Here is a 26663-nt window from a genome sequence, read left to right as displayed (position 1 = left end):
TCGTTTTGCATATTTTCAGCGGCCTAAGCCATTTGTTTTCTTTGTATATCCATCCCATGTACACACAACGGTCACATCAGCCATCTATACTCATCTTGTAACAAAGGTTGGCGGTCATAGGAACGGTGACGGCGAGATACGGATTCGTAAATTTCGTGATAAATTGGTAATCTATGCAATAAATGCACAACCACGAGTAAGGAGTGCGGAAATGAAACGGAAAGTGTTACTCGTAGAGGACGACGAGCTCATACGTGAATTTGTATCGGATTATTTTAAAAAAGAAGCTTGGGAAGTGTACGAAGCGCAGCACGGTAAAATGGCAATGGAGCTTTTCGCTCTGCACTCTGTCGATTTAGTTGTGCTAGATATTATGATGCCCGAGATGGATGGTTGGTCGGTATGCAGAAAAATCCGCCAACAATCCGACATTCCCATCATCATCATCACAGCAAGAGTAGACGACGATGACCAGTTGATGGGTTTCGAGCTAGGCGCAGACGAATATGTCACCAAACCGTTTAGCCCAAAAGTATTAGTGGCCCGTGCCAAAGCTCTGATGAAAAGAGCGGAGGGGAGCATTGGGAGGGGAGATGATATCGCTCAGTTTGGAGCATTGACGGTAAACAAACGAGCTCACACCGTTACGATTGCAGGCGTCCCGATTTCATTGACACCAAAAGAGTATGAGCTGCTTCTGTTCTTCATCAAGCATGAAGGGACGGTCTTGTCCCGAGATAGCATATTGAATGGGGTTTGGGGGATGGACTACTTTGGCGACCATCGCACCGTTGATACCCACGTGAAAAAATTACGTGCCAAACTGGATACAGAGCAGCATCTGATTCAGACGATGATCCGTTTTGGATATAAGTTTGAGGCGAAATGATGAAACGACTTCGACTAAACGTTGTGACAAAATTATTTGCCGCCACTTTTGTTTTTGTCTTTTTGCTCTACGCTTTGATATTGATCGGGGAAAAGTTTTTCTTTGAGCGCTTTTATTTAAATGCGAAAGTAAGCGAGCTCTCGCAAGCAATGGCATCTTTCCCAGATGAGTACACCAAACTCCCTCCCGACAAGCACAAGCTGGATAAGCTGGTGGGTACATTGATGAATCACACAGATGCCAGCATCGCGATTGTAGATGAGCAGCTCAGGCCATTGAATCTAACCCCTTATTTTGTGGAAATAAGAGCAGCAAATAAAAATCAAGTGATTACCTTACCGCTAAAAGAAATGAAAAGCACCGATCTACCAGAAGGACTCCGTGTTGGAGACACGATTACCATCGACGGAATCTATATGGATGAGAACAACACAATCATGAAGCCGATACGGATTGCAAGGCAAAGTCCATCCACAAATGTGTCCGAAAATGGACTAACCCGGGTTACGGCTGTTATTTCTGAACTCATGCTGCCTAGTCAGCAGCGGGCACATAACCCTTTTTATCAGGATTCTCTCGTAGAGGATCAAATCGGACCATGGCTGACGCAGCAATACGACGAGATTACACAAATGAAAAGCGGATCATTCATTCAGCGGAAGTGGACTGATCCGTGGAGTGGTGTAAACTATGCCATCGTGCTTCATCGATTCTCCTATCAGGGCGGGGCGAATTACATACTGGCTGTGACGACGTTGCAACCAGTGAGCGATGCGGTACGTATGCTGACCAGCTATTCCCTATACGCGACGCCAGTCATCCTCGTCATCTTACTGCTGCTGTCCTTTGTCTTTTCGAAGATCATCACGAAACCATTAGTAACGCTGAGTCATTCTGCTTCACGTATGGCTAATTTGGACTTCACAGAACTTGCTTCGATTCGTTCTCAGGATGAATTCGGTGAGCTCTCTCGCCATCTGAATACGTTAGCTGGCAAGCTGGATCAGACATTAAAAGAGCTGACGAATGCCAATGTCACTCTTCGCGAGGATCTAGCGCATAAGGAAAAAATGGAGCAGCTTCGCAAAGAATTGATTGCAAACATCTCTCATGAACTCAAGACCCCGCTTGGCATTGTAAAAGGCTTTGCGGAAGGGTTAAAAGATGATGTCGCACATGAAAAGCGGGAGCGATACATGGACGTCATTTTAAGCGAAGTCGACAAGATGAACGAACTTATTATGGATATGCTGGAGTTGTCCAAATTCGAAGCCAAAGCCATTTTGCTTCGTAAACAATCGTTTCCCGTATCGGAAATCATAGATCGCGTAGCCGCTTCCTTTCAACTACAGCTGGCAAACAAGCAGGTACGACTATGGCTCTCCTTACCTGAAGAGATCAACAACGTATGGGCAGATCCAAGACGTATCGAGCAAGTGATTGTGAATTTGCTCGGCAATGCAGTCCGGCACGCCAATCCATCAAGTGAGATTCGAATTATCGGGGCCCGCGAGCGGGAGTGCATCCAGCTTCGAATCGAAAATGAAGGAGCGCACATCCCAGACGATCAACTAACGCGGATATGGGAGCAATTTTATCGAGTAGATAGCTCTCGCTGGCGGAAATCTGGCGGCACGGGTCTCGGATTGGCGATCTGTAAACATATCCTCGATCTGCATGGCAGTGATTATGGCTCGGAAAATACAGTGAATGGAGTCGCTTTTTTCTTTACGTTGGTTGAAAATGAAAACAAAGGTGGAAATGACAATGAATCTGAAAAAGAATAAAATGAAAAGCTTACTGGCTGTATTGGTCCTATCACTCGCTACTAGTGCTTGTGGCACACCGCTTCCTTCAGAATCGACTGGTCAAGTGCCGCCGCAAGCTCCTCAGGAAAACAAAGAAAACAAGGAGAAACAACCGGAGAGCGTTGCACAAGACATGGCCGCAGAACAGCAGGAAAAAGAAATTCTCGTCGTGGTTGACCAGGAACCGAAGCCCATCGAGGGGAATAGCTTCGATTTCTTTGTCGAACAGCTACCTGCCGGCTATTCGTTAGCTAGCATGCAGTGGAAGTCTGAGAAAACTGACATTGTAAACACGATAGAGCAAGCGATCAAAAACGACACAGAAGGCATCCCTGGTGGGAATGGCTTTTACATCAGCGGCAATGGGCAGTTCACCGGTTTCTTTTACAAGGATGAGTTGAAGGGGGAAAAGGGGAAATTGATCTTGGTCTTTCGAAATGAGCAAGGCAATGAAAAGACATGGGAGAAGGAGCTAACCCTTAAATAACGCCCGATCAATTGGAACGGGACTGACCACCGTTAGCAGGACAGGGATCAAAACACCTTACAAAGTTTAAGCAGCCAGTCGTCGGAATTCAACCGGCGACTGGCTGTTTAGTTTCGTTTGAATCGCCTTTTTTTATTGGAAAGAATAACTATCACGAAAAGACATAACTTTAGTTAGTATTTTTTGCAAAAGACTGTTGTTAACATATTTTTGTTTCACCTAGATGCTTTGCTGGGGGAATGTGTCGACAGTAGGGGGAGTTGAAATGAAGAAGAAAGGAGGACAACGTTATTCATGAAAAGAATAATCGCTCGTTTGTTGATATTCACATTGTTGTTTGCAATTGTCCAACCTGCGTTTCTTCAAGAAAAAGTGAAAGCAGCCGAACTTCCAGATGTGATTAGAGTAGAGGCAGACAAGTTCGTGGATACGTCTGGTGCCTATCCTGACGGCCTGGATTATCAGGGTGTTCCGAACACGTTGATCGTCGGGTATGCGCGAGACAATGCTGGGGATTATGGGGCTGCGAATGCTGCCCTGCGTTTTGACCTGAGCGGCGTGAAAAGTGAGAGGAAAATTGAGTCTGCTGCCCTGAAAATTTATGTGCATAAGGCAGAAGCAACAGGCGGAGATATGCCTTTCATTGATCTATGGGGCTCGTTTGATGACAACTGGAATGATGATTTTACAACTGTGCTGCCTTCCTATCATGAAAGAATCATAACAAATGAGTTTATTCCTGCTAATTTCACAGGGTGGAAATCGTTTGATGTAACCAGCTTTATCAAGACCAATATTGTAGACAAAAAAGCTACCTTTGTTTTAAGAGGAAGACAAACAGCACCACCTGCTCCTGTTTTGTATCAGCCTCAAATCATTTTTTACGACAAAATAAATGTTAACTATGCTTCTCAGCTAGAAATCACTTATGCCCCTAACACTCCACCAACCGATATCCTCTTATCGTCCAATTCGATTCCCGAAAACAATCCAATAGGAGCGGTAGTTGGCACGCTTTTGGCAGTAGATCCTGATCAAGGAGACACCGCTTCGTTCAGTATTCAAAGCCCTACGGTTCCATTTACTGTTGAGGGAGATCAACTGAAGGCGACAGAGAAATTTGATTTTGAGACGAAGTCGACCTACGCTGTACCGATTACTGCAACAGACTCGGCTGGCAATATATTCACTAAGGTGATGACCATCCAGGTGGCTGATGTAAATGAACCACCTACGACAGCGACGGTTACCATCAATGGGGGTGCTGCCGCTACAAATTCAGCAAATGCGACGCTCACCATGGCCCATGATGATCCTGATGCTGCCAAGCCCGAGTACCGTTTGGCGAACGTAGAAGGTGGTCCTTGGAGCGAATGGAAGACGTTTGAGACGCCTGTTACCTGGAGCCTCCAGGCAGGAGAAGGGACCAAAACGGTCTTCATGGAACTGCGTGACGGAACAGGAACTGTCCTGCAAGCGCAGGATAGCATCGTGCTGGATATAACTCCACCGACAGGAACCATCGAGATCAATAACGGGAACGTAGCCACTTCATCAGAAAAGGTAGAGCTTACCATTCAGGGAAGTGATGCGAACGGCCCGGTAGAACTGATGTTGTCGAATGATAACAGCTTTACAGGCAGCTGGATACCTGTTCCAGCCAACAACAAGCTGGAATGGAACTTGGCTAGTGGAGACGGACAAAAAACAGTCTATGCAAAGTTCCGTGATGGTGCAGGGAATTTGTATTATACATCTGGTACCATCGTGTTGGACAAAACGCCACCTGTTGTGACGGGGGTTGCGAATGGCGGCGTTTATAAGTCCGATGTCACGCCTGTTTTCAATGAAGGCACAGCGACATTGAATGGCATTTCCTTTACCGGTGGCACGAAGTTGAGTGCAGAGGATAAGTACACGCTGGTAGTAACGGATATGGCAGGTAATACGACTATACTGAATTTTATCCTGGATAAAACACCACCTGCTGGAAGTCTCTCCATCAATAATGGAGCCTCTCATGCGAATTCTCAGGATGTCACTTTGCAAATCACTGCTACTGACGCAACAAGCACAGTGAAAATGAAGCTTTCCAACGATAACATCACCTGGAGTGCGCCAGAACCTGTTGCTACAAACAAGTCTTGGAGGCTGACGAATGGAGATGGACCGAAAACGGTCTATATGCAGTTGGTCGACGAAGCTGGCAACACGAAGGATCTGCAAGCTAACATTACGCTCGACACAGTCGCACCTGCTGTAACCGGTGTAGAGAACAACAAGCTGTACAATCAGAGTGTCAAGATCAACTTTAACGAAGGCACAGCAACCTTGAATGGAAAGGTCATTGCTGACGGAGAAACCGTCAATGATGATGGTGCCTATACGCTGGTTGTCACAGACGAAGCGGGCAATACGACTACGCTTCAGTTTTCCATCGATCAAACAAAGCCGTCAGGCAGTCTCAAGATCAATGGTGACGCAGATTACACCAATACACCTGCAGCCACATTACAAATTGCCGTTACCGATTTCAGCAATGAACTACAGATGCGCTTTTCCCATGATACGAGTGATCCAGCCAATTGGACTTCTTGGGAAACGCTGACTACAACAAAGGCGTGGGTCTTGCCGACTGGAGACGGAGCCAAGTCGGTTTACATGGAAGTAAAGGACAAAGCGGGGAATATTGCCAGCTTTACAGATGAGATCACACTCGATATGACCAATCCTACGGGTGCTTTTGAGATCAATCAAGGCCAATCGTATGCCAACACGAGCAAGGTGACGTTGAGTGTGGAGTCGGATGATGCTCATGGCGTGGAAATGCGCTTGTCGAATGACAACCTGACGTGGAGCGATTGGAAAACAGCGCCGACAAAAGACGACGTTCCATGGGAGCTGAGTGGTGGTGATGGAACCAAAACGGTCTATCTCGAGCTGAGAGATCCGGCCGGAAACCAATTGGCCCTTCATAAGCAAATCACGCTGGATTCCGCTGGACCAGTTGTCACAGGAGTCACCCAGGATGGTGTCTATGCGAGCGACGTAACGATTACCTTCAATGAGGGAACAGCATTACTGAACGGCAATCCGTTTACGAGCGGTTCTGTGGTCACTGCGGAAGGATCGTATGAGTTGGTCGTCACAGATGATGCGCAAAATCGGACGACGATTCGTTTTACGCTGGACAAAACACCACCGACTGGAATACTCAGCATCGATAACGGAGCTGAATTTGCGCAAACAGAAGACGTTACGTTGCAACTCACTGCGTCAGGAAATACAGATGACATTGAAATGGCGATCTCTAACGCCGATGACAATTCGGGTACATGGGAGCGTTTCGCGGAGTCAAAAGCATGGAAGCTGGCTGATGGCAGTACAAACGGCACCAAAACGGTCTATGTCAAGCTGCGGGACAAAGCTGGGAATATCACAAAGCTAAGCGATACGATTGAACTCGATGTGGTGGCGCCGACTGGATCCATCGCGATCAATAACGGAGACAATTCCACCAAGTCCCGTGATGTTACGCTCGCGATCACAGCGAATGACAGTACGAGTGATGTACAAATCCGCTTTGCAAATGGTGACAACGACTGGAGCGATTGGGAGGCAGTAACTGCGACCAAAGCATGGCAGTTGAAGTCCGGTGATGGAACCAAGACTGTCGAGATGCAGATCACAGACAGGGCAGGGCATATCACAACCGTGTCCGATACGATCGAGCTGGATGCAGATGCGCCCGTTGTTTCTGGAGTCGAGGACAAAGGCATTTACAAAAATGACGTGACAATCACATTCAACGAAGGAACCGCGACATTGAACGGTGCTCCGTTCTCAAGTGGCGACCGGGTAACAAGTGAAGGCAAGCATGATCTGCGGGTCGTCGATGCTTCCGGAAACGAAACCAAGATCACGTTTACTTTGGATAAAACCGCACCAACGGGAACGTTCGTCATCAACAATGATGATCGTCTTACCTACTCCACCAGCGTGAGACTGTATGTTACTGCTTCGGACAATTTGGGAGATGTCGAGATGCGTATCTCCAATGACCAAGGCAAGTGGAGCAGCTGGGAAAAAGTGACGGGAACAGTACCGTGGAGCTTGACGTATGGCAATGGGATGAAAAAAGTTTTGATCCAGCTTCGCGATCAGGCAGGAAACACCGTCGAACTGGATGATTCCATTGAGCTATACGTGCATAATGTGCCAAATCCGCCAACAGGAGAGCCAGTCACCGGAGTTGAGTTGGAGGAAGAGGAATTAACGCTGCGTGTTGGCGATACAGAAAGCCTTCGAGCTACTGTAAAACCGACGAACGCCACCAACAAACGAGTCAAGTGGGAAAGCAGCGACTCGGAGATCGTCGAGGTAGATGAGGAGGGCAAGATCAAGGCAGTAGCTCCTGGAACTGCGACGATTACAGTGACGACCGTGGACGGGAACAAAACCGATTCGGTGGAGGTAACCGTTAAGGAAATAGCCACGTTCCAGTTGGAAACAAACGAACCGTCCTTCTGGATGAAACCAAGAGTAACCACGATCTTACGACTTTATAAGGTAGAAGGCAAAAAACGCAAAGACATCACGCGAGACAAAAATGTTGAGTACGACACGGAAAACGGATTGGTTACCGTCAAGCAGGGCCGCATTACGGCAGGAAAAGAAGAGGGAGAAGACATCGTTACCGTTCGCTATATGGGCGAGGAACTGGAGATTCCGGTGACGGTTTCTAAGAAAACCATTCATTCGTTGACGACTTCCTTCAAGGATTTGGTGCTGGAGATCGATGATGAGAAGCAGCTAACGCTGACAGCCGTCTTCAGTGACAAGAACACCGAAGAGGTGACAGAGGGAGCAACTTGGTCCTCTAGCGACGAAGAGGTCGTCGAAGTAACAAAAGAGGGAAAAGTGACAGCGCTGGCTGAAGGGAAGGCTGTCATTACTGCGAAATACGGCGGTAAAAAGGTAACCAATCGTGTGCTTGTCGTAGAGGAAAAGAAAGTGAAAGATTTGCGAGTATCTCGCTCTTCGCTGCGCTTGAAGGCAGACAATACTGGAGAGATCGTCCTGTATGCGGTCTATGAAAATAGATACGAGGAGATCGTCACCAAAGATGCCGAATGGACAGTGGAAGATCCTGAGATTGCGACTGTAGAAAATGGTGTCGTGACCGCACTGGAATCTGGTAAAACAACGATTACAGTGGAATACGGCGGCGAGACCATTACGGTTAACATTACGGTCTGGTAAATGAAAAGGGGCTGTTCGATCTACTGTGGAGGGCAGCCTCTTTTCCATTCTGTTTAAAAGGTGAAGAAATATGGAAAATACACTCATTGCTTTTGTAACTAGCATCTTGATTGGGGCAATTTTTTTCGGGATTTTATGGTGGGAAGGCTCGTGGTTCAGTCTTCGGTTTACGAAGTGGTACTTCGGTATATTATTTGTAGTCTCGATAGTAGTAGGAGGATATACCCTTTTTCAAGGTTAATGGAAAAATAGACATGTTCAGCCTTCTCAGGTATCGATCCATTTCTGCAACAATCTACCCGAGAAGGTAAGCATGTCTATTTTTGTTTTATGATAAACCAATGTTTACGGCGGAGATTCCAGGAATCCGTAACTCATGTGGAAGATGTGGAGACCAAGATTGTGATCTTCCGGATTGATCCCCCAGTCCATACGTGGCAGACCTTCGTAAGCGCAAGCACATGGGCTGCGCGTAGCTGAGCTCGGTCACGGCAGAATTCGAGCGGTGACTCATTCTGGTATTGAGACAGCGGATATCGACAAATCGCTAAGCATTGTACGTGAACTGTTGCAGTTCCAAGCTGTGTAGAGCATATATGTTCGCTCCCCCTTTATTAGAAGGGGGATTTATTATTAAGGTTTATAAAGGAATATAAAATCATCTGATTTTTTCAAATCTTTTAAAGGGAAAATATTTTCAAATAACAGAAAATTATTTAATATTAAAAAGACGGGCCTTGGGATGTATTACCCATTATGGAAAAGGCTTGAAACCACGTGAAAGAGGGGGAAATGATTTGAAAAAAGGGAAAGGTTGGTTAAAGTCGTTAGCGTTGCTCTCGTTAACCGGCGCGCTGTTGGTCGGTTGCTCAAGCGGGAACAATGCTTCGCCAGGAACTGCAACACCCGCACCAACAAAAAAACCGGTGGAGCAGGTGGCTCCTCAGGCGACCAGTACGGATGATGAGAAACCAATAGACGGTGGAACGTTTACGCATTCTACGACGTCTGACATCGTCACGATCAATCCGATTTTCGGAAATGACACGGCATCCGGCGACGTTATGGAGTACACCCATGCTTATTTGTACAATCGGAACCCGTCTTTTGATTTAGCTGTTTACCCTTGGTCCCTTGCAGCTGAGTTGCCGAAAATAAGCGAGGATGGCCTCACCTATACAATCAAGATGAAGAATTATGCGAAATGGTCCGATGGAACGCCAATCACGGCTGACGACTTGATTTATACCATTAATGCCATCAAAAATCCTGAGACTGGATCACCAGAAATTACGAAATACGACAAAGTTAAAGAGATGAAAAAACTGGATGATTACACCGTAGAAATCAAATTGACTCAATTGTACGCTCCGTTTGCTTTTGGATTAATGCAAAAGCTGGTACCAGCCCATGTGCTGAAAGACGTACCGTTTAAAGAATTACAAGCACATTCTTACGGAAAAGATCCAGCCAAGACACCTACTTCCGGACCGTTCAAATGGTCAGAGTGGAAACAAAAGGAATTCCATGTGCTAGATGCTAACCCAGATTACTGGGGTGAAAAGAAGCCGCATATTCAAAAAGTTGTGTACAAAATCTATGCGGATCAAAACACACAAGTACAGGCTCTGATGAAAGGCGACGTTGACTTGGTAAGTTCCATTCCTGTCACGCAGCTCGAAGCGGTGAAGGCGAAAGGAAATATCAACATTTCGACGGAGCCAGGTCCTAGCTATGAATACTTTGCCTTCAACTTCGACAAGAAGAACTTCCCGAACAATTACGGGTTGTTTGAAGGTCAAAAAACACGTCAGGCCATCGCTCACGCAATCAATCGTCAAGGTATTATCGACAATATCTTGAAAGGAACCGGAAAAATTATGGATGCACCGTTCCTGCCAGGTACATGGGCGGACCCGGGCGATGCAGCGGTCCATTACGAATATAGTGTAGAGAAAGCAAAACAACTGCTGAAAGAAGACGGATGGGTAGCCGGGGCAGATGGAATCCTTGCCAAAGACGGCAATCGTTTCTCCTTTGAATTCATTTTTAACTCGGGGAACAGTCGTCGTGAACAGGCAGCAGTTGTTATTCAGCAAAACCTGAAAGAGGTCGGAATTGAAGCGAAGCCAAAAGCATTAGACTTCTCGGCTCTTGTCGATCAGTATGCCAACCCTGGTAAATTCCAGGTTCTGCTACTCGGATGGCAATTGTCTGATCCAGATCCGGATGGCATTTCTACTTTCGGGAAAAAGGCATTCCCGCCTGGCAACAACGCTGGCTGGTACGACAATCCGAAGCTGGATGCGCTCTGGGAAAAAGCGGTATCCACGGTTAAACAAGAGGAGCGTGCAGCGATCTATAAAGAAGTCGGAAAAGAAATCTCGACGAACCTGCCATACGTATTCATGTACCAGTACGGAACGCCACGAGGCATGACTTCTCGCGTCAAGTATAAGGATGAGTTTAAACCAGTATCCATGATTCCGTATGGGGAGACCTTTGGCTTCCTGAACTGGTGGATCGACGATACCAAAAAATAAACTCGGCTGGTAGCGGTTTGCAAAATGAAAAGGGGGAAGGGCAGCCTTATTGCCCCTTCCCCTTTCAAACGAAAGGAGGATGCTGATTGACTGAATATTTAGTACGCCGCGTACTACAAGCCGTGCTTGTTTTATTTTTGATCACAGTGGTTTCGTTCGGACTCATGCATGCAGCACCCGGAGGACCGCTAAAAGTCATGCTCTCACCGGGAATGTCTCCTGAAGCACAGCTCATTCAGATGAAAAATATGGGGTTGGATCAGCCTGTCTATATTCAATACATGAAATGGGTTGGTAATTTACTGAAAGGAGATTTGGGCCATACCTTTAAAAATAACGTTCCTGTTGGTGATATTTTGTGGCCGACGGTTTGGAATACGTTTGTGCTCATGTCTGTAGCGTGGGGGCTTTCCATGCTGATCGCTATCCCGTGGGGGATCTACAACAGCACAAAGCAATACGGTCTGTCTGACCAGATCGCCTCCATCGTTGCCTATCTCGGCTTCGCGATGCCAACCTTCTGGTTTGGGATTATGCTACAGCAGTATTTTGCGATGCAACTGAATCTGCTCCCACTATCTGACATGTACACGATGGGGAAAGAGGGACAAGTAAGCGACCTCATATTGCACTTGATTCTGCCTGTTACGGTGTTAACACTGGTGAACATCGCAGCCTATGTCAAATATACGCGTGCCAGTATGCTGGAGGTTTTGGAGCAGGATTATATTCGGACGGCACGTGCCAAAGGGATGAAGGAAAGACGCGTGATTTTCCGCCATGCTCTGCGGAACGCATTGATTCCGGTTGTGACGATCATCGGATTGGATTTGCCGACTCTGGTAGCAGGTGCAGCATTGACAGAGAGTGTATTTAACTGGCCAGGCATGGGCCGTCTGTTTGTGGAAATGGCTGTAGCCCGTGAGTATTCTGTGTTGATGTCGATCACGCTGCTGATTTCACTGATGGTGATTATCGGAAACCTGCTTGCCGATTTAATCTACGCACTGGTTGATCCGCGAGTGCAGCTTGGACGCAAAGGAGGCAGGGCAGCATGAGTCAAGTACAGCTTCAAGATGACACTGTTGTTGAAACGAATCGACCAGGTGGACAGCTTCCGACAAATCCTGTTGGCCAAAAGCCTCCTGGGCTATGGACAACCGCGGGCAAAAAATTTATGCGCAATCCGTATGCCGTTAGTGGATTAATCGTACTCCTGTTTTTTATTGGGATCGCTGTATTTGCCGATTGGGTTGCACCGCATGATCCGGCCAAGGTTGATTTTATGATTACCAACCTGCCTCCTGGAACAGAAGGACATGTGCTCGGAACAGACGAGCTCGGTCGTGATATCTTGTCCCGCCTCATTCATAGCAGTCGGGTGTCTATGCTGGTCGGCTTCAGCGTTGCTTTTGCTGCGGTCGTCATCGGGACACTGATCGGAGCAATTTCTGGTTATTTCGGAGGCTGGATTGATACCTGCTTCATGCGTCTCGTGGACGTGATGAACTCCATTCCGAGTCTGTTCTTTAACATTCTGGTACTGGCTCTCTTCGGAGCGGAATTTATCTACATGATCCTGATTTTGTCACTGACGAGCTGGACAAGTGTGGCACGTCTGGTGCGCGGTCAGTTCTTGCAGCTAAGGGAAATGCAGTATGTGGAAGCGGCGAGAGCGATTGGCGTTTCGCACTGGGGCATTATTACGCGTCACCTGGTACGCAATGCAATGGCTCCGATTATTGTGTACGCGACTCTCATGGTTGGTTCGGCTATTCTGTCAGAGTCAGGTCTCTCTTATTTAGGCTTGGGGATTCAACCACCTGAAACAAGCTGGGGGTTAATGTTGAGCAAGGCACAGGAATTCATGCTGGTCGATCCTTTGCAAGCACTTTACCCTGGTCTTTGCATTTTGCTCGTGGTGTTAGCGGTTAACTTCGTCGGAGACGGCATCCGCGATGCATTCGACCCACGGAAGAAAAAGAAGAACCCGAAAAGGAGGCTGAACAAGTGGAACGCAACATCCTCGAAATAAAAAATTTGACCACTTGCTTCTTTACGGATGACGGTACGGTCAAGGCCACGGATCGAGTGAGCATCAGCGTTGGCAAAGGACAGACGGTGTGCTTGGTAGGGGAATCCGGCAGCGGAAAAAGTGTGACGTCACTGGCAGTTATGCGACTGATTGATTATGCGGGCGGATTTATTCAGAGTGGGAACGTCATGTTTCACGGTCAGGATCTGGCGGCAAAGGACCTGGATGAAATGATGCACATTCGCGGGAACAAAATCGCGATGATCTTCCAAGACCCGATGTCGGCTCTCAATCCGGTGTTTACGGTAGGCGATCAAATTGCGGAGAGCTTGATGCTGCATCAAAAAATGAATCAGCAGGATGCGTTCAAAAAAGCGATCGAGATGCTTCGTCTGGTTGGCATTCCGGCGCCGGAAGTACGAGTGAAGCAGTACCCGCACGAAATGTCTGGAGGGATGTGTCAGCGTGTTGTCATCGCGATGGCCTTGGCCTGCAATCCGGAAATGCTGATAGCAGACGAGCCAACGACTGCTCTTGATGTAACGGTTCAGGCGCAAATTTTGGATTTGCTCAGACGGCTGCAAAAGGAATTGGGCATGTCGATTTTGCTGATCACCCATGACATGGGGGTAGCAGCGGAGATGGCGGATCGTATCGCGGTCATGTATGCAGGAACGATTGTGGAGGAGGGAACGGTTGAACGGATCTTTGACGAGCCCCGGCATCCTTACACGATTGGCTTGCTACAGTCTATTCCCGGATTTGAAGGGGAGCGCGGCGGAGAATTGTACACCATCCAAGGCACCATTCCGAGCATCACTCAATTGCCGACGGGCTGCCGTTTTCACCCGCGTTGTCCGCATGCGATTGACAAATGCCGAAAAGAGGAACCTATTTTGCGCGAGGTTGTTACGGGACAACAAGTGGCTTGCTGGTTGAACGAAGATGTCAGCAATCACTTCAGAAACAATCAGCGTGCAAATTCAATCGCTGGAAGCAAAGCAGAGGTGAACCGCCAATGAACCGGGAATATTTGATTGAAGCAAACCATATCAAAAAGTATTTTCCGATTAAGGCCGGCTTGTTGAGCCGTGTCATCGGTCATGTAAAAGCTGTAGATGATGTCTCTTTCGGAATTCGGCCTGGGGAGACATTTGGGCTCGTAGGAGAATCCGGCTGCGGGAAGTCGACGCTGGGGCGTGTCGTGCTGAATTTGCAAAGGGCGACGAGCGGAGAAGTGCTGTTTGACGGAACCAATATCCATCAGGTGAACAGACAAGAGAATTTAAAGCTGAGACGGGATATGCAGATTATATTTCAAGACCCGTTTGGTTCGTTGAATCCACGATTTTTGGTAAGTGATATTATTGGAGAGCCTTTGCGGGTTCATCTGCGCGCATCTGCAAAGGAAATAGATGAGCGGGTAGTCGAGCTGATGAGTCTGGTGGGACTCGATCCTTCGAGACGAAATCGGTATCCGCATGAGTTTTCCGGCGGACAGCGGCAACGGATCGGCATTGCGCGGTCGATTGCACTCTCACCACGGTTTATTGTGGCCGATGAAGCTGTTTCTGCGCTGGATGTGTCCGTACAGTCACAGGTTTTGAACCTGATGATGAAATTACAAAAAGAGATGGGGCTGACCTATCTATTTATCGCGCATGGTCTGAATGTGGTACGCCATATTTCTGATCGGGTAGGCGTGATGTACTTGGGGAAAATGGTGGAGATTGCACGAACGGATGACTTGTTTGCACAGCCACTGCATCCGTATACGGCTGCATTGTTGTCGGCGATTCCGAAGCCTACTCCGCATCGGCGACAAGAGAGGATCGTCCTGCAAGGGGATGTACCATCTCCGGCCAATCCGCCGTCAGGTTGTCGTTTTCATCCTCGTTGTCCGATGGCGCAGGAGAGATGCAGCAAGGAGATTCCCGAGCTCATAGAGGTTGGGCAGGATCGGCAGGTTGCGTGTCATTTCCCTTTAGCATAGAGAGAGAGAAAGAGCCGCCTATGATGGGTGGCTTCTTTATTTTTACAAATTATCCAAATCAAGATAGACAAAACGAATTTGTTTTGGTACATATAAATCAGTTTCGACGGATGTATATAGATGAAGGAACCGCTGTGTTTTACTTTATTAGGCCATGAAGGGGAGGGATGCATGGTGCAAGATAAAGGGAATTGGATGATCACCGTTGTGATGACAGTATGTCTGATTGTGGTTCTTGGCTTTGGCAATCAACAAACAATGGCGACTGCGCCAACAAAAAAACCAGTGATAAACGTTTTTGGCAGCGATCCTGTCAATATCAATTCACACCGAAGCTTTGTCGCCGTTCAAGGAGAGTGGATTTTTTATAACAACAATGGCTTATACAAAATCAAAAAGGATGGAAGCTCTCTTCAAAAGTTGAGCAGTGATTGGGCCCATAATCTGAATGTTGTAGGTGACTGGATTTACTATACGCGCAATAAGCCCTTGAAAGAAATCTATCAGCTTGAGATGCCCAATTACGAGATCAGTTATACGTATGAAGATACGACGGAGCTCTTTAAAATAAAGACAGATGGCAGTTCGAAAACAGTTATCAAGAGCGGTAGTCTTACGGAAGGGGACCCCAATAACGTACATCGATTGTACGTAGTAGGAGATATCATCTACTACGCAGATGGTTATGGTCCTTTGTACAGGATGGACACGAACGGCAAAAATCAAAAGAAGCTGCTTGATCAGTTTGAGGAAGTGTATTTCTATCAAGATTGGATTTTTTACACCAATGAAAGTGGTCAACTATACAAAATGAAGCGGGATGGAACGCAGAAAAAACTCGTAAGCAAAGACAAGGAACTGTCCCTTGTCGGTCTGTCTGGCGATTTCATTTACTATACAAAATTGGTAGACTCCAGTGGAGCCGTCGATGTTTATAAAATAGGATTGAAGGATGGAAAGACTGCTCTAGTCAAGAAAGGGTTGCCACGAGCAGAGAATCCGATCATTATAGCTGGGAAGTATCTATACTACATCTCAGAAAACACGGTATGCCGAATGAATATGACGGACGGCAAGACAACCCCGCTGTATCCATCAGGTATATCGATAAACATCGGGGGAGATTCCATCTTTTTTTCCGACTATCAAGCTTCCGATCATGATAAAAAAGATATATTCAAAGTGAAGATAGGCGAAAACAAAGTGGAAAAGGTAACCCCAAAGGCGAAGTAAGGATAAGAGCCACCCCAAGATGGGTGGCTTTATTGTTATGGGCTACTTCCTCGGGGCATGAAGCTGACTTCTTTTTCTCTCCCACTTTTTGTACATGAGCACAGAGCCAAACATGAATATAGAAGCGATGAGCGCACCTACGGGCAACATGACCACCATTTCGTCCGGAAAGACAAAAGGGAGAAGTGGAAAAGCGTATAGTACCGACTGTCGCCGAAATGGGTTAACACCAGTCTGAGCTTGAAAGCCATCTTGTCGTTGAACATCGGCTTGTGAAGAGATTCATAGACAGCGACGAGAATGGGCGGAATAGCTGCTCACTGTGGGTAACCAGCCCTCCAACATAAACCAATCCATACGAAAGTCAAAATCAAGAACACGAGCATATACTGATACGGTATCTTCACTTTCTTCTGTTATGCCGCTATCACTGAGTTCACCCTGACTAACTCCTTTTCATTTTTTTATCTTTTATTATTGAATGATTGTGGAAGCTGATTGTGCCAATGGGAGCAACACGGTCTGTAACAAAACCGTCACGAACAGTGGAAAAGCAGCCCCAGAAGAGGGGTCTAAACAAAATCAGAACGGCATAAGGTATGGGGTATTACCAAGACGGATGATGGTCATAATGAGCATTTCGTGTTTGATAGCGGTGAAAAATGGGCAGACCAATAAGGGAGCATTAACGTTACGAATTACACCCAGTATACCGATAGGGGGAACGTGCAATTGTTGAGTTCATTTAAACCACTGAAGAGAATTGAAGAGAACAGCAAGATTGTACAGCAGACGATACAGTACATAGGTAATCAAAAAGTCAGTACGATAACGATAGAAACGCCTAAAAAACTACCTAAATGTAGGTAGTTTTTTCCTATTTTTAGAATCTGATTATAGTGTTAAAATAATGTAAAACTTTACCAGAAGGAGATGTTTACAGGTGCTAAAGAATCTTGTGCAGAGCCATGTAAAGATTGTTTTTTCTGTTCTTGGCATCTTATTCGTTCTGGTCTCATGGCTCGTATTTGAATTGTTAAAAGGTTTGCTTCCAGATTTGATAGCAGTCATACATAAGTGGATGTTTCAACCGATCGAATGGCTGTTTATCCTAGCACCGCCACATGAGGAAAACAAACTAGCTTCATTAGGCTCTGTTCTAGGCTTGTCCATCTTGTATTCCGCTATTTTGGCAGGAATGGTATTCATTGTTTTGTTCATCTGCAACAAGATTAGAGGGAACGACATCGAGTTCCAGATGGAAGTGAAGTATTGTGAGAAAGAATTGGCCAATGCGATTTACAGCTTGGATGGAAGTGGTCAATCATCCGCTATTATTAATGCGAATGCCATCACGTTTATGAAGGCATTTGAAATGGAAGTAAAGACGATTTACGGATTGAAACCGGACGAGCTATGCTGTTATTGGATCGTACCTACGAATAATGACAAGCAGTTTGAAGTGTTTTACTTAACCGAGTTGAAAGATTTTGACACAGTGCGTACGCTACTACTGTCTTCCATGCTTCAAGAGGATTGCAGAATTGCCGATAAACAAGTAAAGGGACGTATTCAAAATACGGATATTGAACAATTTGCGATTGTAAAAAATTTTGGCAAGTTCAGGCTTGGATTTGCGGTCGCTGTTTACAAGAATGACACATTTACTCCCGAAAATATGCAGGAGTTCGAGCGGTTGACTACGTATATGTTATTATTAGGATTTGTTACTAAGTTTGTGAATAAGGTCAAAACCTTAAAGAGAGCTAGTTAGGAGTGGGATACGATGAAATTAGCTGAGTTCTTCGCGAAAAGAGGCAACGAAAATGCTGTTTACTCGAAAAATCTCTCTTCCAAGAAGAAGATTCCCAACAGCAAATTTACTCCTGGCTTCGCTAGCTTAAAACAGATTGTAGATGAGCATAGTCCGAGTGAGGGACATGGCAATAAAGTGGTTGGAGGAAAATGACACTGCCGGTGAGCAGTGTTATTTTTTGTTTTGGGATACTTAGGATAGAGAAAAAGCCACCTGTTGAGGGTGGCTTTAGTTTTGCGAGATCTCTATACGGTGTTTGCTCTTTCTGTGGGACCATATCAGGACAGGGACCAGCAACAGCGATAAAGCGCCTCCGGCAAGGGAAAGTGTTGCGTAGCTGGCATTGGCGACGACCATACCAGATAGGGCTCCGCCGGATGCACCAGCCAAGGCAATTAAGACATCAACTGTTCCCTGCGTTTTCGCACGAGTGGCGGGCTGCGTTGCATCCACGATGAGCGCTGTGCCGCTAATTAATCCAAAATTCCACCCCAGTCCGAGCAACACAAGAGCGGTGATGAGTAGCGGCATCGAATCGGCTGGAGCAAAAGCAGCGGTCAGGCTGGCTGCAAGCAGTATGACACCAGAAGCATAGGCCATTGTGGAGCGACCGATCTTGTCAACGAGTACACCCGTCAAGAGTGAAGGGAGGTACATCGCACCGATATGAAAACCGATGACGATGCCTACTTCAGAGAGACCATGTCCGTGGTGTTTCATATGTACAGGTGTCATTGTCATAATGGCGACCATGACGATCTGTGTCAAAATCATGACGGTGGCTCCAACGATAATTCCCCGGTTGTTGCTTGCAAGCTGATTCTCACTCAGATAGGATGGCGAGCTCTGATCCACCTGTTGCGCTTCGGCGATTGCTTTTGAAACGATGAACGGGTCCGGGCGAAGCAATACCCAAAATACGAGACCAGCGAGGATGAAGGCTGCAGCGCCCAAGATGAAAGGACCAGCCAGTGCGGGGACACCGATGGATGTAGCGAATCGTCCCATGACTTCCACCAGGTTTGGTCCTGCAACAGCCCCGAATGTAGTGGAGACCATGGCAATACTTACTGCAGTCGCGCGCTGTCTAGGCTTTGCCAAGTCTGTGCCTGCATAGCGGGCCTGCAGGTTAGTGGCGGTGCCAGCCCCATACAGAATTAAGGAGGCAAACAGCAGGACAATACTGTTTGCGACGGCTGCGATAACCACCCCAATTGCGCCAATACCCCCGGCTAAGAATCCGCTAGCGAGCCCCAAACGGCGTCCAAAGCGTTGAGAGAGTCGACCCACCAGCAATGCAGCGACAGCAGAGCCAAGCGTAAGCAATGCGGAAGGGATGCCCGCGAGACTTTCCGAACCGAGCATATCCTGGGCGAGGAGAGCCCCTACGGTGACACCTGCCGCAAGTCCTGCACCTCCGAAAATCTGGGAGATGACTACAATCCAGAGCGTTCGTTTGTATAGCCTTTGCTGTTTCTCTGGGGAGTCGATGTAGCTTTGTAAATCTTCAGGTTTGAGTGACATCTGATCCACCTTTCTATAGAGCGAAAGCTTTCGTGAAGTTATGAAATTTCAGTCATCCCTTCGTGCGGAAATGAGTGGGGAATTTGCATTCAGTATAGTATTGGAGACGGGTAAACACAAGGAGAATCAAGCTTAGGAAACACTTTGAAAAAGCAAAAACACCGGACATTTTCTATCCGGTGTTTTTCGTTCATTTTCCCACGATAAGCAAGAGCTCACGGAGGTTTTGTATGAGAACTTGATTTTCTTCCAGCGTACCTACACTGATTCGAATATGCTCCGATAATCCCCAAGTGTCTCCGTAACGCAAAAGGATTCCTCTTTCTAACAGCTCTTGATAAATCCTACCCGCATTTGGCCCGAATTTTGCCAAGATAAAATTAGACATACTCACGGTATAGGGGATATTCATTTCATCTAAGGCATCATACAGCTGCTTGCGCCCTTTGGTGTTTTCTGTGAGGGATTTTTCAAAATGCTCCACGTCTCCAAGGGCAGTAATGGCGGCTGTTTGTGCCAAAGAATTGACGTTGAACGGCTCTTTTACTTTCAGGATTTTCTGGATCACCGACGGGTGTGCGACGCCAAATCCGACACGAATACCGGCAAGTGCGTAAATTTTCGAGAAGGTTTGCAAGACGAGAACAGGGTATCCTTGGCGGACAAAATCAATACCTGTTGTGTAATCGTCAGCCGTTGCATAGTGACTGTAAGCAGCGTCGAGTACCACAAGTATTTTATCTGGCAGTTGGTCTAGCAATGCCGTCAAGTCCTGACGAGACAAATAGGTGCCTGTCGGGTTGTTTGGGGAACAAAGGTAGACAAGCTTTGTTCGATCTGTGATCGCTGACAAAATAGCAGAGACATTGAATGCATAATCAGCCTCAAGCGCAACCGTTTTGATGACAGCCCCCATGAGATGTGCGCCGAATTCATATTCACGAAACGTCGGCGACGGCACGACGATTTCGTCCTCGGGCTCCAGATAGGTTTCGGAAATGAGTTTGATCAGTTCGTCGCCGCCATTCGTGATGATTAAATGCTCCGGGGTTACCTCAAGATGATCAGCTATATGCTCTTTCAGCGTCGTTGTATTGGCATCCGGGTAACGATGCAGCTCCGGGAGCGCACCGAGAATGGTGCGGATGATCTTGGGGGATGGGCCGAGTGGATTTTCATTTGAGCTTAATTTAATGATATGGGAGAGTCCGTACATTTTTTTCATCTCCCAAATCGGCATTCCAGGTTGATAGGATTGTATCTTTTCCAGTGTTTTTCGCGATTGTGTAGTGGTCAGTTGTTTCATTTATATGGCCTCCAGAACTTTATGGTAGCAACACTGTAAGTGAAATCTCCAGCACTGTAACCAGCCAATTTACGAAAGATGAAACAGACCAATTACAAGGAAGGACACAAATTGGATGGTTCATAAAAGTCAAGATTGGATCATGAAGGAAGGAGCCGCTTCCTTTATAATCAGCCCAGAAACATCACTCATGCAAACAACACGGAAGGATAGTGAGGTGGGAAAAATGTTGATTCAAGGGCAAACGCCGCTCTTTAACGGGCTGAGAAAGCATGCCCAGAAGAATCCAATCCAGTTCCATATACCAGGTCATAAGAAAGGGAAAGGGATGGATCCTGAATTTCGATGGTTCATGGGGAAAAATGCACTTTCCATCGATTTGATTAACATTGAACCATTAGACGATTTGCATCAACCAAAAGGGATTATCAAACAAGCGCAGGAATTGGCTGCTGAAGCCTTTGGCGCTGATCACACCATATTTTCTGTTCAAGGTACGAGCGGAGTCATTATGACGATGATTATGGCGGTATGTAATCCCGGCGATAAGATCATCGTGCCACGAAATGTACACAAATCTATCATGAGCGGAATTGTTTTATCTGGTGCGACTCCTGTCTTTTTACATCCAGAAATAGACCCTGTCTTTGGGATTTCACATGGGATCACACCGCAAGCTGTGGAAAAAGCATTGGAACAGCATCCCGATGCGAAGGCAGTTCTCGTCATCAATCCAACCTATTTCGGAATTGCCGGTGACCTGAAGAGTATCGTTCAAATTGCGCATGCCAGAGGAGTGCCTGTACTCGTAGATGAAGCGCATGGCTCACATGTTCACTTCCATCCCAAGCTTCCATTATCTGCGATGCAAGCTGGTGCAGATATGGCAGCAAGCAGTATGCATAAATTAGGAGGCTCTCTGACACAAAGTTCGTTGTTGAACATTAAGGGAAATCTCGTTTCGATTCAGCGTGTCCAAGCCATCTACAGCATGCTCACGACGACATCGACTTCCTATTTACTGCTCGCTTCGCTCGACGTGGCGAGAAAGCGGTTGGTTACATCCGGGAAAACGCTTTTGGATCAAACGATTCAACTGGCAAACGAAACACGAGCACAAATCAATAAAATTAATCATTTGTACTGCATTGGGAGAGAAATTATCGGGACAAATGGAGCGTTTGCCCATGATCCGACCAAGCTGGTCATCTCGGTAAAAGACCTCGGCATTACGGGATATGAAGCTGAAAAGTGGCTTCGTGATCGCTATAACATTGAGGTAGAGCTATCTGACCTGTACAACATCGTTTGTATTATCACACCAAGTGATACAAAAGAAGATTTACAAATCCTTGTCTATGCCTTGGAGGAGCTGGCTGCCGGGTATGAGGATCAAGGAAACAGAAAAGGCCGGCTGAAAATGCAGCTTCCCAAAATACCGGTACTCGCTGTCACCCCACGCGATGCCTTTTACGCACCGACAGAGATGATTCCCGTCGAACAATCCGTGGGAAGAATTATCGCGGAGTTTGTCATGGTGTATCCACCAGGTATTCCGATCTTTATCCCGGGTGAGATCATTTCGGAAGAGAACCTCGTCTATACGAAGAAAAACATCGAGGCAGGCTTGCCTGTACAGGGATTTGAAGACCCTATGTTACAAACCGTACGTGTCATCAAGGAATGATCAAACAATAGGAGGAAAGGCCACCTTGGGGTGGCCTTTTTCTTTTTATGTCTAAAAAGTGTCCAAAATACAACGGATTCTTGAACATGGCTGGTTGATCCACTTTGTCATTGGCTGGTGACACTCCAATGGTCCGGCTTTAGAGTAAGACTTGTTTCAATAGTACCCCGTGCATGGTGATAGGAGATGAGGACAAGGACATGAAGACGTCCAAGGCAGTACGCTGTATGTCATTTTTGTTCATGTTCATCCTGCTGTTCTTGACGACCGGTTGCGCTGATAACTATATCGTGCTCGATCCGAAGGGACCCATTGGTGAACAGCAAAAAGACTTAATGATTTTATCCACGCTTTTAACGCTAATTGTGATTGTTCCTGTGCTAATTCTTACTTTTGTCATTGTATGGCGATACCGTGACAGAAAAGGCAGAAAGGCGAAGTACACGCCTGATTGGGAACACAGTACGAAACTGGAAATCATTTGGTGGGGCATTCCCATCATCATTATTACGTTAATTGGGATCGTGACAGTTCGGTACACGTATTCGCTGGAGCCATCCAAGCCGTTGGAATCCGATAAGAAACCGATCACGATTCAAGTGACGAATTTGGATTGGAAGTGGCTGTTCCAATATCCCGAACAAGGCATTGCCACTGTGAACTATGTGCAGTTCCCGGAGGATGTGCCAGTACGTTTCGAAGTGACATCTGACGCCCCGATGAATTCATTCTGGATTCCACAGCTCGGTGGTCAGATTTATGCCATGTCAGGCATGTCTATGACTCTCTACCTGCAAGCAGATGAGCAGGGTGAATACATGGGATCTGGTGCGAACTTTACCGGAAAAGAATTTGCGAAGATGTTCTTCACAGCGAATGCGACTTCCCAAGAAGACTTTAATCAATGGGTGAATCAGGTGAAACATACTTCCCCTGAGCTGACGCTAGATGGTTACAAAGAGCTGACCAAACAAGGAACATCGGATGTACGTTATTTCTCCGCTTTCCCTGAAGGATTGTACGAGATGACGGTGACTAAGTATGCTGCTTCACACAATCACGGCTTATCTACGAGAGTGCAACCGCCAGCGCGGGTGAAAGAATAGTCGGTTGAAATGGAAAGAGGGAGGAGAGAGACAACGATGTGGGAGAGTGTGAAAGAATTCGCCTCTGAATTTTTCGTAACAGGCGATCCACTTATTTACGGTGCGGACGTCAGCATTGTGCTCAGTATCATCGCAATCGTATCGGTGCTGACTTACTTTAAAAAATGGGGATGGCTCTGGCGCGAATGGCTGACAACTGTCGATCACAAGAAGATCGGTATCATGTACATTCTCGCTTCCGTTCTCATGCTGTTTCGAGGAGGGGTAGATGCTCTCCTAATGCGGGCGCAGCTCGTCATGCCTGAGATGCAGTTTTTGAGTGGCGATCACTACAACCAGATTTTTACGACGCATGGCGTCATTATGATTCTGTTTATGGCGATGCCGCTTATGTTTGGTTTGTTCAATGTCATCGTGCCGCTGCAACTCGGAGCACGTGACGTAGCCTTTCCGTTTCTGAATGCACTCAGCTTCTGGCTGTTTTTCTCAGGGGCGATGCTGTTTAACTTGTCCTTCGTCATAGGGGGTTCTCCGGATGCTGGATGGCTGGCTTACCCGCCGTATTCGGAGCTAGCCTTCAACCCGGGACCAGGTCAGGATTTCTACATTTGGGGGATTCAGATTTCAGGTATCGGTAGTTTGATGACCGGGATTAACTTTATTGTCACGATCTTGAAAGTGCGTGCTCCAGGTATGACTTTGATGAAAATGCCGATGTTTTCCTGGTCGGTTTTGTCGAGTTGTATCGCAATCGTTTTCGCATTCCCGATCTTGACTGTTACACTGGCACTGCTGTTTATCGACCGCTATTTGGGTGGGCACTTTTTCACCTTGGACGGCGGCGGTAATCCGATGATGTATATCAACTTGATTTGGATGTGGGGTCACCCGGAAGTATATATTATCGTTCTGCCAGCATTCGGGATTTTCTCCGAGATCGTCGCGACGTTCTCTCGGAAAAAGCTGTTTGGCTATAAATCCATGGTGTTTGCGATGATCATCATTAGCGTTCTCTCGTTCCTCGTATGGGCTCACCATTTCTTCACAATGGGCTCCGGTGCGGACGTCAATGCGTTCTTCGCGGTCACGACAATGCTGATTGCGATTCCGACAGGTGTGAAAGTGTTTAACTGGCTGTTTACGATGTTCCGAGGAAAAATTACGTTCGAGACGCCGATGCTGTGGACGGTTGGGATTATCCCGAACTTCGTCATCGGTGGGATGACGGGTGTACTTCTGTCTGTAGCACCTGCTGACTTCCAGTATCACAACAGCTACTTCCTCATTGCACACTTCCATCAAGTGATCATTGCGGGTGTCGTGTTTGGATTCTTTGCGGGCTTGTATTACTGGTGGCCGAAGATTTTTGGATTCAAGCTGAATGAGCGTATCGGCCGTTGGGCTTTCTGGCTGTGGAACATCGGGTTTTACCTGTGCTTCATGCCGCAATACGCATTGGGCTTGATGGGTATGACACGTCGTCTTTACACGTATGGCTGGGACAAAGGCTGGTTCGAAATGAACCTGGTATCGACGATCGGTGCCGTGATCATGGGAGCTGCATTCCTAGTCCAAATTTGGGACATTGCACACAGCATCAAGCACATGAAGAGAGATACAACCGGAGACCCATGGAATGCACGTACATTAGAGTGGTCGATTCCTTCTCCAGCCCCGTTCTATAACTTTGCTGTAATGCCGCAGGTAACGTCTCAAGATGATTGGCATGAAAGAAAGCTTCGTATCGAGCAAGGCTTGGAAAAGCCAGCGAAAGTAGAACTGGAACCGATTCATATGCCGAAAAACTCCGGTATTCCGATTGTAATGTCCACGTTCTGGTTCTTTGTCGGATTCGGTTTGATTTTTGACTGGCTATGGATGGCTGTACCAGGGGTTATCGGTGTGATTGCGTGTATGGTTGTTCACTCGTTTAACTACGACACGGACTATTATGTCACGGTGGAAGAGATTAAACGTACAGAGGCCGAAGCAGGGAGGGTGATTACGTAATGGCTAATGTGAATGCTGGACATCATGATCATCATCCAGACCAAGAGGAATTGCGCACGTTTGCCTTTTGGATCTACCTCATGACAGATGTCATCTTGTTCGCTACCTTGTTTGCGACGTATATCGTACTGCAAGGCAACACGGATGGTGGACCAGGTCCAAAAGAGCTTTTTCAAATGAATGGGATTTACGCGAGTACGTTTATTTTGCTGACCAGTAGCTTTACGAGCGGTCTGGCGATTCTCGCTATGAATAAGGGGAATCGTCTTGCTTTGATGAACTGGCTGGGAGTCACCGTATTTTTGGGAGCATCCTTCTTGTTCTTGGAAATCAACGAGTTCATTCACATGGTTAGTGAAGGGGCGACGATTGGAACGAGTGCATTTCTGACTGCCTTTTACACCTTGGTAGGAACGCATGGATTGCACGTGACGCTCGGTATGGGGTGGATGATCATCGTCATCATGCAAATCGCGAAGCACGGCATTACACCCGTAACGAAACGAAAAGTAAATATCATCAGCTTGTTCTGGCATTTCCTTGATGTTGTTTGGATTTTCGTCTTCACCATCGTGTATGTGATGGGGGTGAATTAATTGAGCAAGCAATCTGTGCATGGCACGACAGAACAACACGGCGGTCATGGTTCCTTGAAATCGTATGTGATCGGTTTCGTCTTGTCGCTTGTATTCACAATCATTCCTATTCTGGCCCTTGAGAACGGTTGGTTGGATAGTGATAAGCGACTCATCATCTATTTAGGAGCGGCTCTGTTCCAGTTTATTGTCCAGTTATTCTTCTTCATGCACCTAAAAGAAGAGGATAAACCACGCTACAATTTGATGTCGCTCTTACTCGGGGTGTTTATCGTATTCCTCATCGTGATCGGCTCCATCTGGATCATGATGTACAACATGGTCGCACTATAGTGACATAAATTCAATCGGGGGCGTACTGCTGTACG

19 protein-coding genes and 1 pseudogene are annotated in these 26663 nt (G+C 46.8%); 17 read left to right on the top strand and 3 right to left on the bottom strand.

The annotated features are described in order from the left end of the window. Positions 1 to 211 precede the first annotated feature (211 nt). The 10 genes from C7R94_RS11735 to C7R94_RS11685 all read left to right on the top strand — a co-directional run bounded on the left by C7R94_RS11735 (position 212) and on the right by C7R94_RS11685 (position 16250). The gene (locus tag C7R94_RS11735) at positions 212 to 889 is read left to right on the top strand and encodes a response regulator transcription factor (RefSeq protein ID WP_106781156.1); all 678 of its coding nucleotides are present in this window, start codon (positions 212 to 214) and stop codon (positions 887 to 889) included. Further along, positions 886 to 2676: a sensor histidine kinase gene (locus tag C7R94_RS11730; protein WP_233220521.1), complete on the top strand. Its 1791-nt coding sequence runs from the start codon at positions 886 to 888 to the stop codon at positions 2674 to 2676. The genes C7R94_RS11735 and C7R94_RS11730 overlap by 4 nt, the downstream gene beginning before the upstream one ends. Next, entirely contained in the window at positions 2657 to 3184 is a 528-nt protein-coding gene (locus C7R94_RS11725; RefSeq protein WP_106781151.1) for a hypothetical protein, read from the top strand. Before C7R94_RS11730 ends, C7R94_RS11725 begins: the two co-directional genes overlap by 20 nt. 294 nt (positions 3185 to 3478) lie before the next feature. Further along, on the top strand, positions 3479 to 8446 hold the full coding sequence (locus tag C7R94_RS11720) for an Ig-like domain-containing protein (protein ID WP_106781149.1): 4968 nt from the start codon (positions 3479 to 3481) through the stop codon (positions 8444 to 8446). 797 nt (positions 8447 to 9243) lie between these two features. Beyond that, positions 9244 to 10989 carry a peptide-binding protein gene (locus C7R94_RS11710; RefSeq protein ID WP_106781146.1) on the top strand — a complete coding sequence of 582 codons (1746 nt, stop codon included), beginning with the start codon at positions 9244 to 9246 and terminating at the stop codon, positions 10987 to 10989. A gap of 86 nt (positions 10990 to 11075) precedes the next feature. Next, positions 11076 to 12047 (top strand): ABC transporter permease, encoded by a 972-nt coding sequence (locus C7R94_RS11705; protein WP_106781143.1) that lies wholly within the window; start codon positions 11076 to 11078, stop codon positions 12045 to 12047. Then, a complete protein-coding gene (locus C7R94_RS11700; RefSeq protein ID WP_047069649.1) occupies positions 12044 to 13024 on the top strand; it encodes an ABC transporter permease in 981 nt (326 codons plus the stop codon). Before C7R94_RS11705 ends, C7R94_RS11700 begins: the two co-directional genes overlap by 4 nt. Next, the gene (locus C7R94_RS11695; protein WP_106781141.1) at positions 13000 to 14046 is read left to right on the top strand and encodes an ABC transporter ATP-binding protein; all 1047 of its coding nucleotides are present in this window, start codon (positions 13000 to 13002) and stop codon (positions 14044 to 14046) included. Before C7R94_RS11700 ends, C7R94_RS11695 begins: the two co-directional genes overlap by 25 nt. After that, on the top strand, positions 14043 to 15017 hold the full coding sequence (locus C7R94_RS11690) for an ABC transporter ATP-binding protein (protein ID WP_047069647.1): 975 nt from the start codon (positions 14043 to 14045) through the stop codon (positions 15015 to 15017). The genes C7R94_RS11695 and C7R94_RS11690 overlap by 4 nt, the downstream gene beginning before the upstream one ends. 171 nt (positions 15018 to 15188) lie before the next feature. Next, positions 15189 to 16250 carry a DUF5050 domain-containing protein gene (locus tag C7R94_RS11685; RefSeq protein WP_106781139.1) on the top strand — a complete coding sequence of 354 codons (1062 nt, stop codon included), beginning with the start codon at positions 15189 to 15191 and terminating at the stop codon, positions 16248 to 16250. Positions 16251 to 16292: 42 nt separating this feature from the next. Here the strand turns inward: C7R94_RS11685 and C7R94_RS30590 are convergent. After that, positions 16293 to 16666: pseudogene (locus tag C7R94_RS30590) on the bottom strand (hypothetical protein); the annotation flags it as partial. A 527-nt stretch (positions 16667 to 17193) separates the two neighbouring features. Here C7R94_RS30590 and C7R94_RS11675 point away from each other — a divergent pair. Both C7R94_RS11675 and C7R94_RS11670 read left to right on the top strand, forming a co-directional pair. Next, entirely contained in the window at positions 17194 to 18024 is an 831-nt protein-coding gene (locus C7R94_RS11675) for a hypothetical protein (RefSeq protein ID WP_106781137.1), read from the top strand. Between the two features lie 12 nt (positions 18025 to 18036). Beyond that, positions 18037 to 18219, top strand: coding sequence for a hypothetical protein (locus tag C7R94_RS11670; RefSeq protein ID WP_106781134.1), 183 nt, complete (start codon positions 18037 to 18039; stop codon positions 18217 to 18219). Positions 18220 to 18294: 75 nt separating this feature from the next. Here C7R94_RS11670 and C7R94_RS11665 read toward each other — a convergent pair whose 3' ends face one another. Beyond that, complete coding sequence (locus tag C7R94_RS11665) at positions 18295 to 19590, bottom strand: MFS transporter (RefSeq protein ID WP_106781131.1); 1296 nt, start codon at positions 19588 to 19590, stop codon at positions 18295 to 18297. A 190-nt stretch (positions 19591 to 19780) separates the two neighbouring features. Continuing rightward, a complete protein-coding gene (gene hisC, locus C7R94_RS11660; RefSeq protein ID WP_106781129.1) occupies positions 19781 to 20896 on the bottom strand; it encodes a histidinol-phosphate transaminase in 1116 nt (371 codons plus the stop codon). A gap of 229 nt (positions 20897 to 21125) precedes the next feature. Here hisC and C7R94_RS11655 point away from each other — a divergent pair, with 229 nt between their 5' ends. From C7R94_RS11655 to cyoD, 5 genes are all read left to right on the top strand, one after another. After that, a complete protein-coding gene (locus C7R94_RS11655; protein WP_106781288.1) occupies positions 21126 to 22583 on the top strand; it encodes an aminotransferase class I/II-fold pyridoxal phosphate-dependent enzyme in 1458 nt (485 codons plus the stop codon). Between the two features lie 200 nt (positions 22584 to 22783). Then, positions 22784 to 23689, top strand: coding sequence for a ubiquinol oxidase subunit II (gene cyoA, locus C7R94_RS11650; protein ID WP_106781127.1), 906 nt, complete (start codon positions 22784 to 22786; stop codon positions 23687 to 23689). 36 nt (positions 23690 to 23725) lie between these two features. Beyond that, the gene (locus C7R94_RS11645) at positions 23726 to 25699 is read left to right on the top strand and encodes a cbb3-type cytochrome c oxidase subunit I (RefSeq protein ID WP_106781124.1); all 1974 of its coding nucleotides are present in this window, start codon (positions 23726 to 23728) and stop codon (positions 25697 to 25699) included. Further along, positions 25699 to 26295, top strand: a complete 597-nt coding sequence (cyoC, locus tag C7R94_RS11640; protein ID WP_106781122.1) for a cytochrome o ubiquinol oxidase subunit III — start codon at positions 25699 to 25701, stop codon at positions 26293 to 26295. The genes C7R94_RS11645 and cyoC overlap by 1 nt, the downstream gene beginning before the upstream one ends. Further along, entirely contained in the window at positions 26296 to 26628 is a 333-nt protein-coding gene (gene cyoD / locus C7R94_RS11635; RefSeq protein WP_106781120.1) for a cytochrome o ubiquinol oxidase subunit IV, read from the top strand. The last annotated feature ends 35 nt before the right edge of the window (positions 26629 to 26663 follow it).

Source organism: Brevibacillus sp. NRRL NRS-603 (assembly GCF_003013445.1).
Lineage (GTDB): Bacteria > Bacillota > Bacilli > Brevibacillales > Brevibacillaceae > Brevibacillus > Brevibacillus formosus.
Note: the sequence above shows the minus strand (reverse complement) of the source record. Positions and strands in the feature narration are given on the sequence as shown.

Bases quoted from the DNA above. Each gene is read 5' to 3' on its own strand.
- C7R94_RS11730 (WP_233220521.1), top strand. From the start codon at position 886: ATGATGAAACGACTTCGACTAAACGTTGTGACAAAATTATTTGCCGCC.
- C7R94_RS11670 (WP_106781134.1), top strand. From the start codon at position 18,037: ATGAAATTAGCTGAGTTCTTCGCGAAAAGAGGCAACGAAAATGCTGTT.
- C7R94_RS11720 (WP_106781149.1), top strand. From the start codon at position 3,479: ATGAAAAGAATAATCGCTCGTTTGTTGATATTCACATTGTTGTTTGCA.
- C7R94_RS11725 (WP_106781151.1), top strand. From the start codon at position 2,657: ATGAATCTGAAAAAGAATAAAATGAAAAGCTTACTGGCTGTATTGGTC.
- C7R94_RS11735 (WP_106781156.1), top strand. From the start codon at position 212: ATGAAACGGAAAGTGTTACTCGTAGAGGACGACGAGCTCATACGTGAA.
- hisC (WP_106781129.1), bottom strand. From the start codon at position 20,896: ATGAAACAACTGACCACTACACAATCGCGAAAAACACTGGAAAAGATA.
- cyoA (WP_106781127.1), top strand. From the start codon at position 22,784: ATGAAGACGTCCAAGGCAGTACGCTGTATGTCATTTTTGTTCATGTTC.
- C7R94_RS11645 (WP_106781124.1), top strand. From the start codon at position 23,726: ATGTGGGAGAGTGTGAAAGAATTCGCCTCTGAATTTTTCGTAACAGGC.
- C7R94_RS11700 (WP_047069649.1), top strand. From the start codon at position 12,044: ATGAGTCAAGTACAGCTTCAAGATGACACTGTTGTTGAAACGAATCGA.
- C7R94_RS11690 (WP_047069647.1), top strand. From the start codon at position 14,043: ATGAACCGGGAATATTTGATTGAAGCAAACCATATCAAAAAGTATTTT.
- C7R94_RS11665 (WP_106781131.1), bottom strand. From the start codon at position 19,590: ATGTCACTCAAACCTGAAGATTTACAAAGCTACATCGACTCCCCAGAG.
- cyoC (WP_106781122.1), top strand. From the start codon at position 25,699: ATGGCTAATGTGAATGCTGGACATCATGATCATCATCCAGACCAAGAG.
- C7R94_RS11685 (WP_106781139.1), top strand. From the start codon at position 15,189: ATGGTGCAAGATAAAGGGAATTGGATGATCACCGTTGTGATGACAGTA.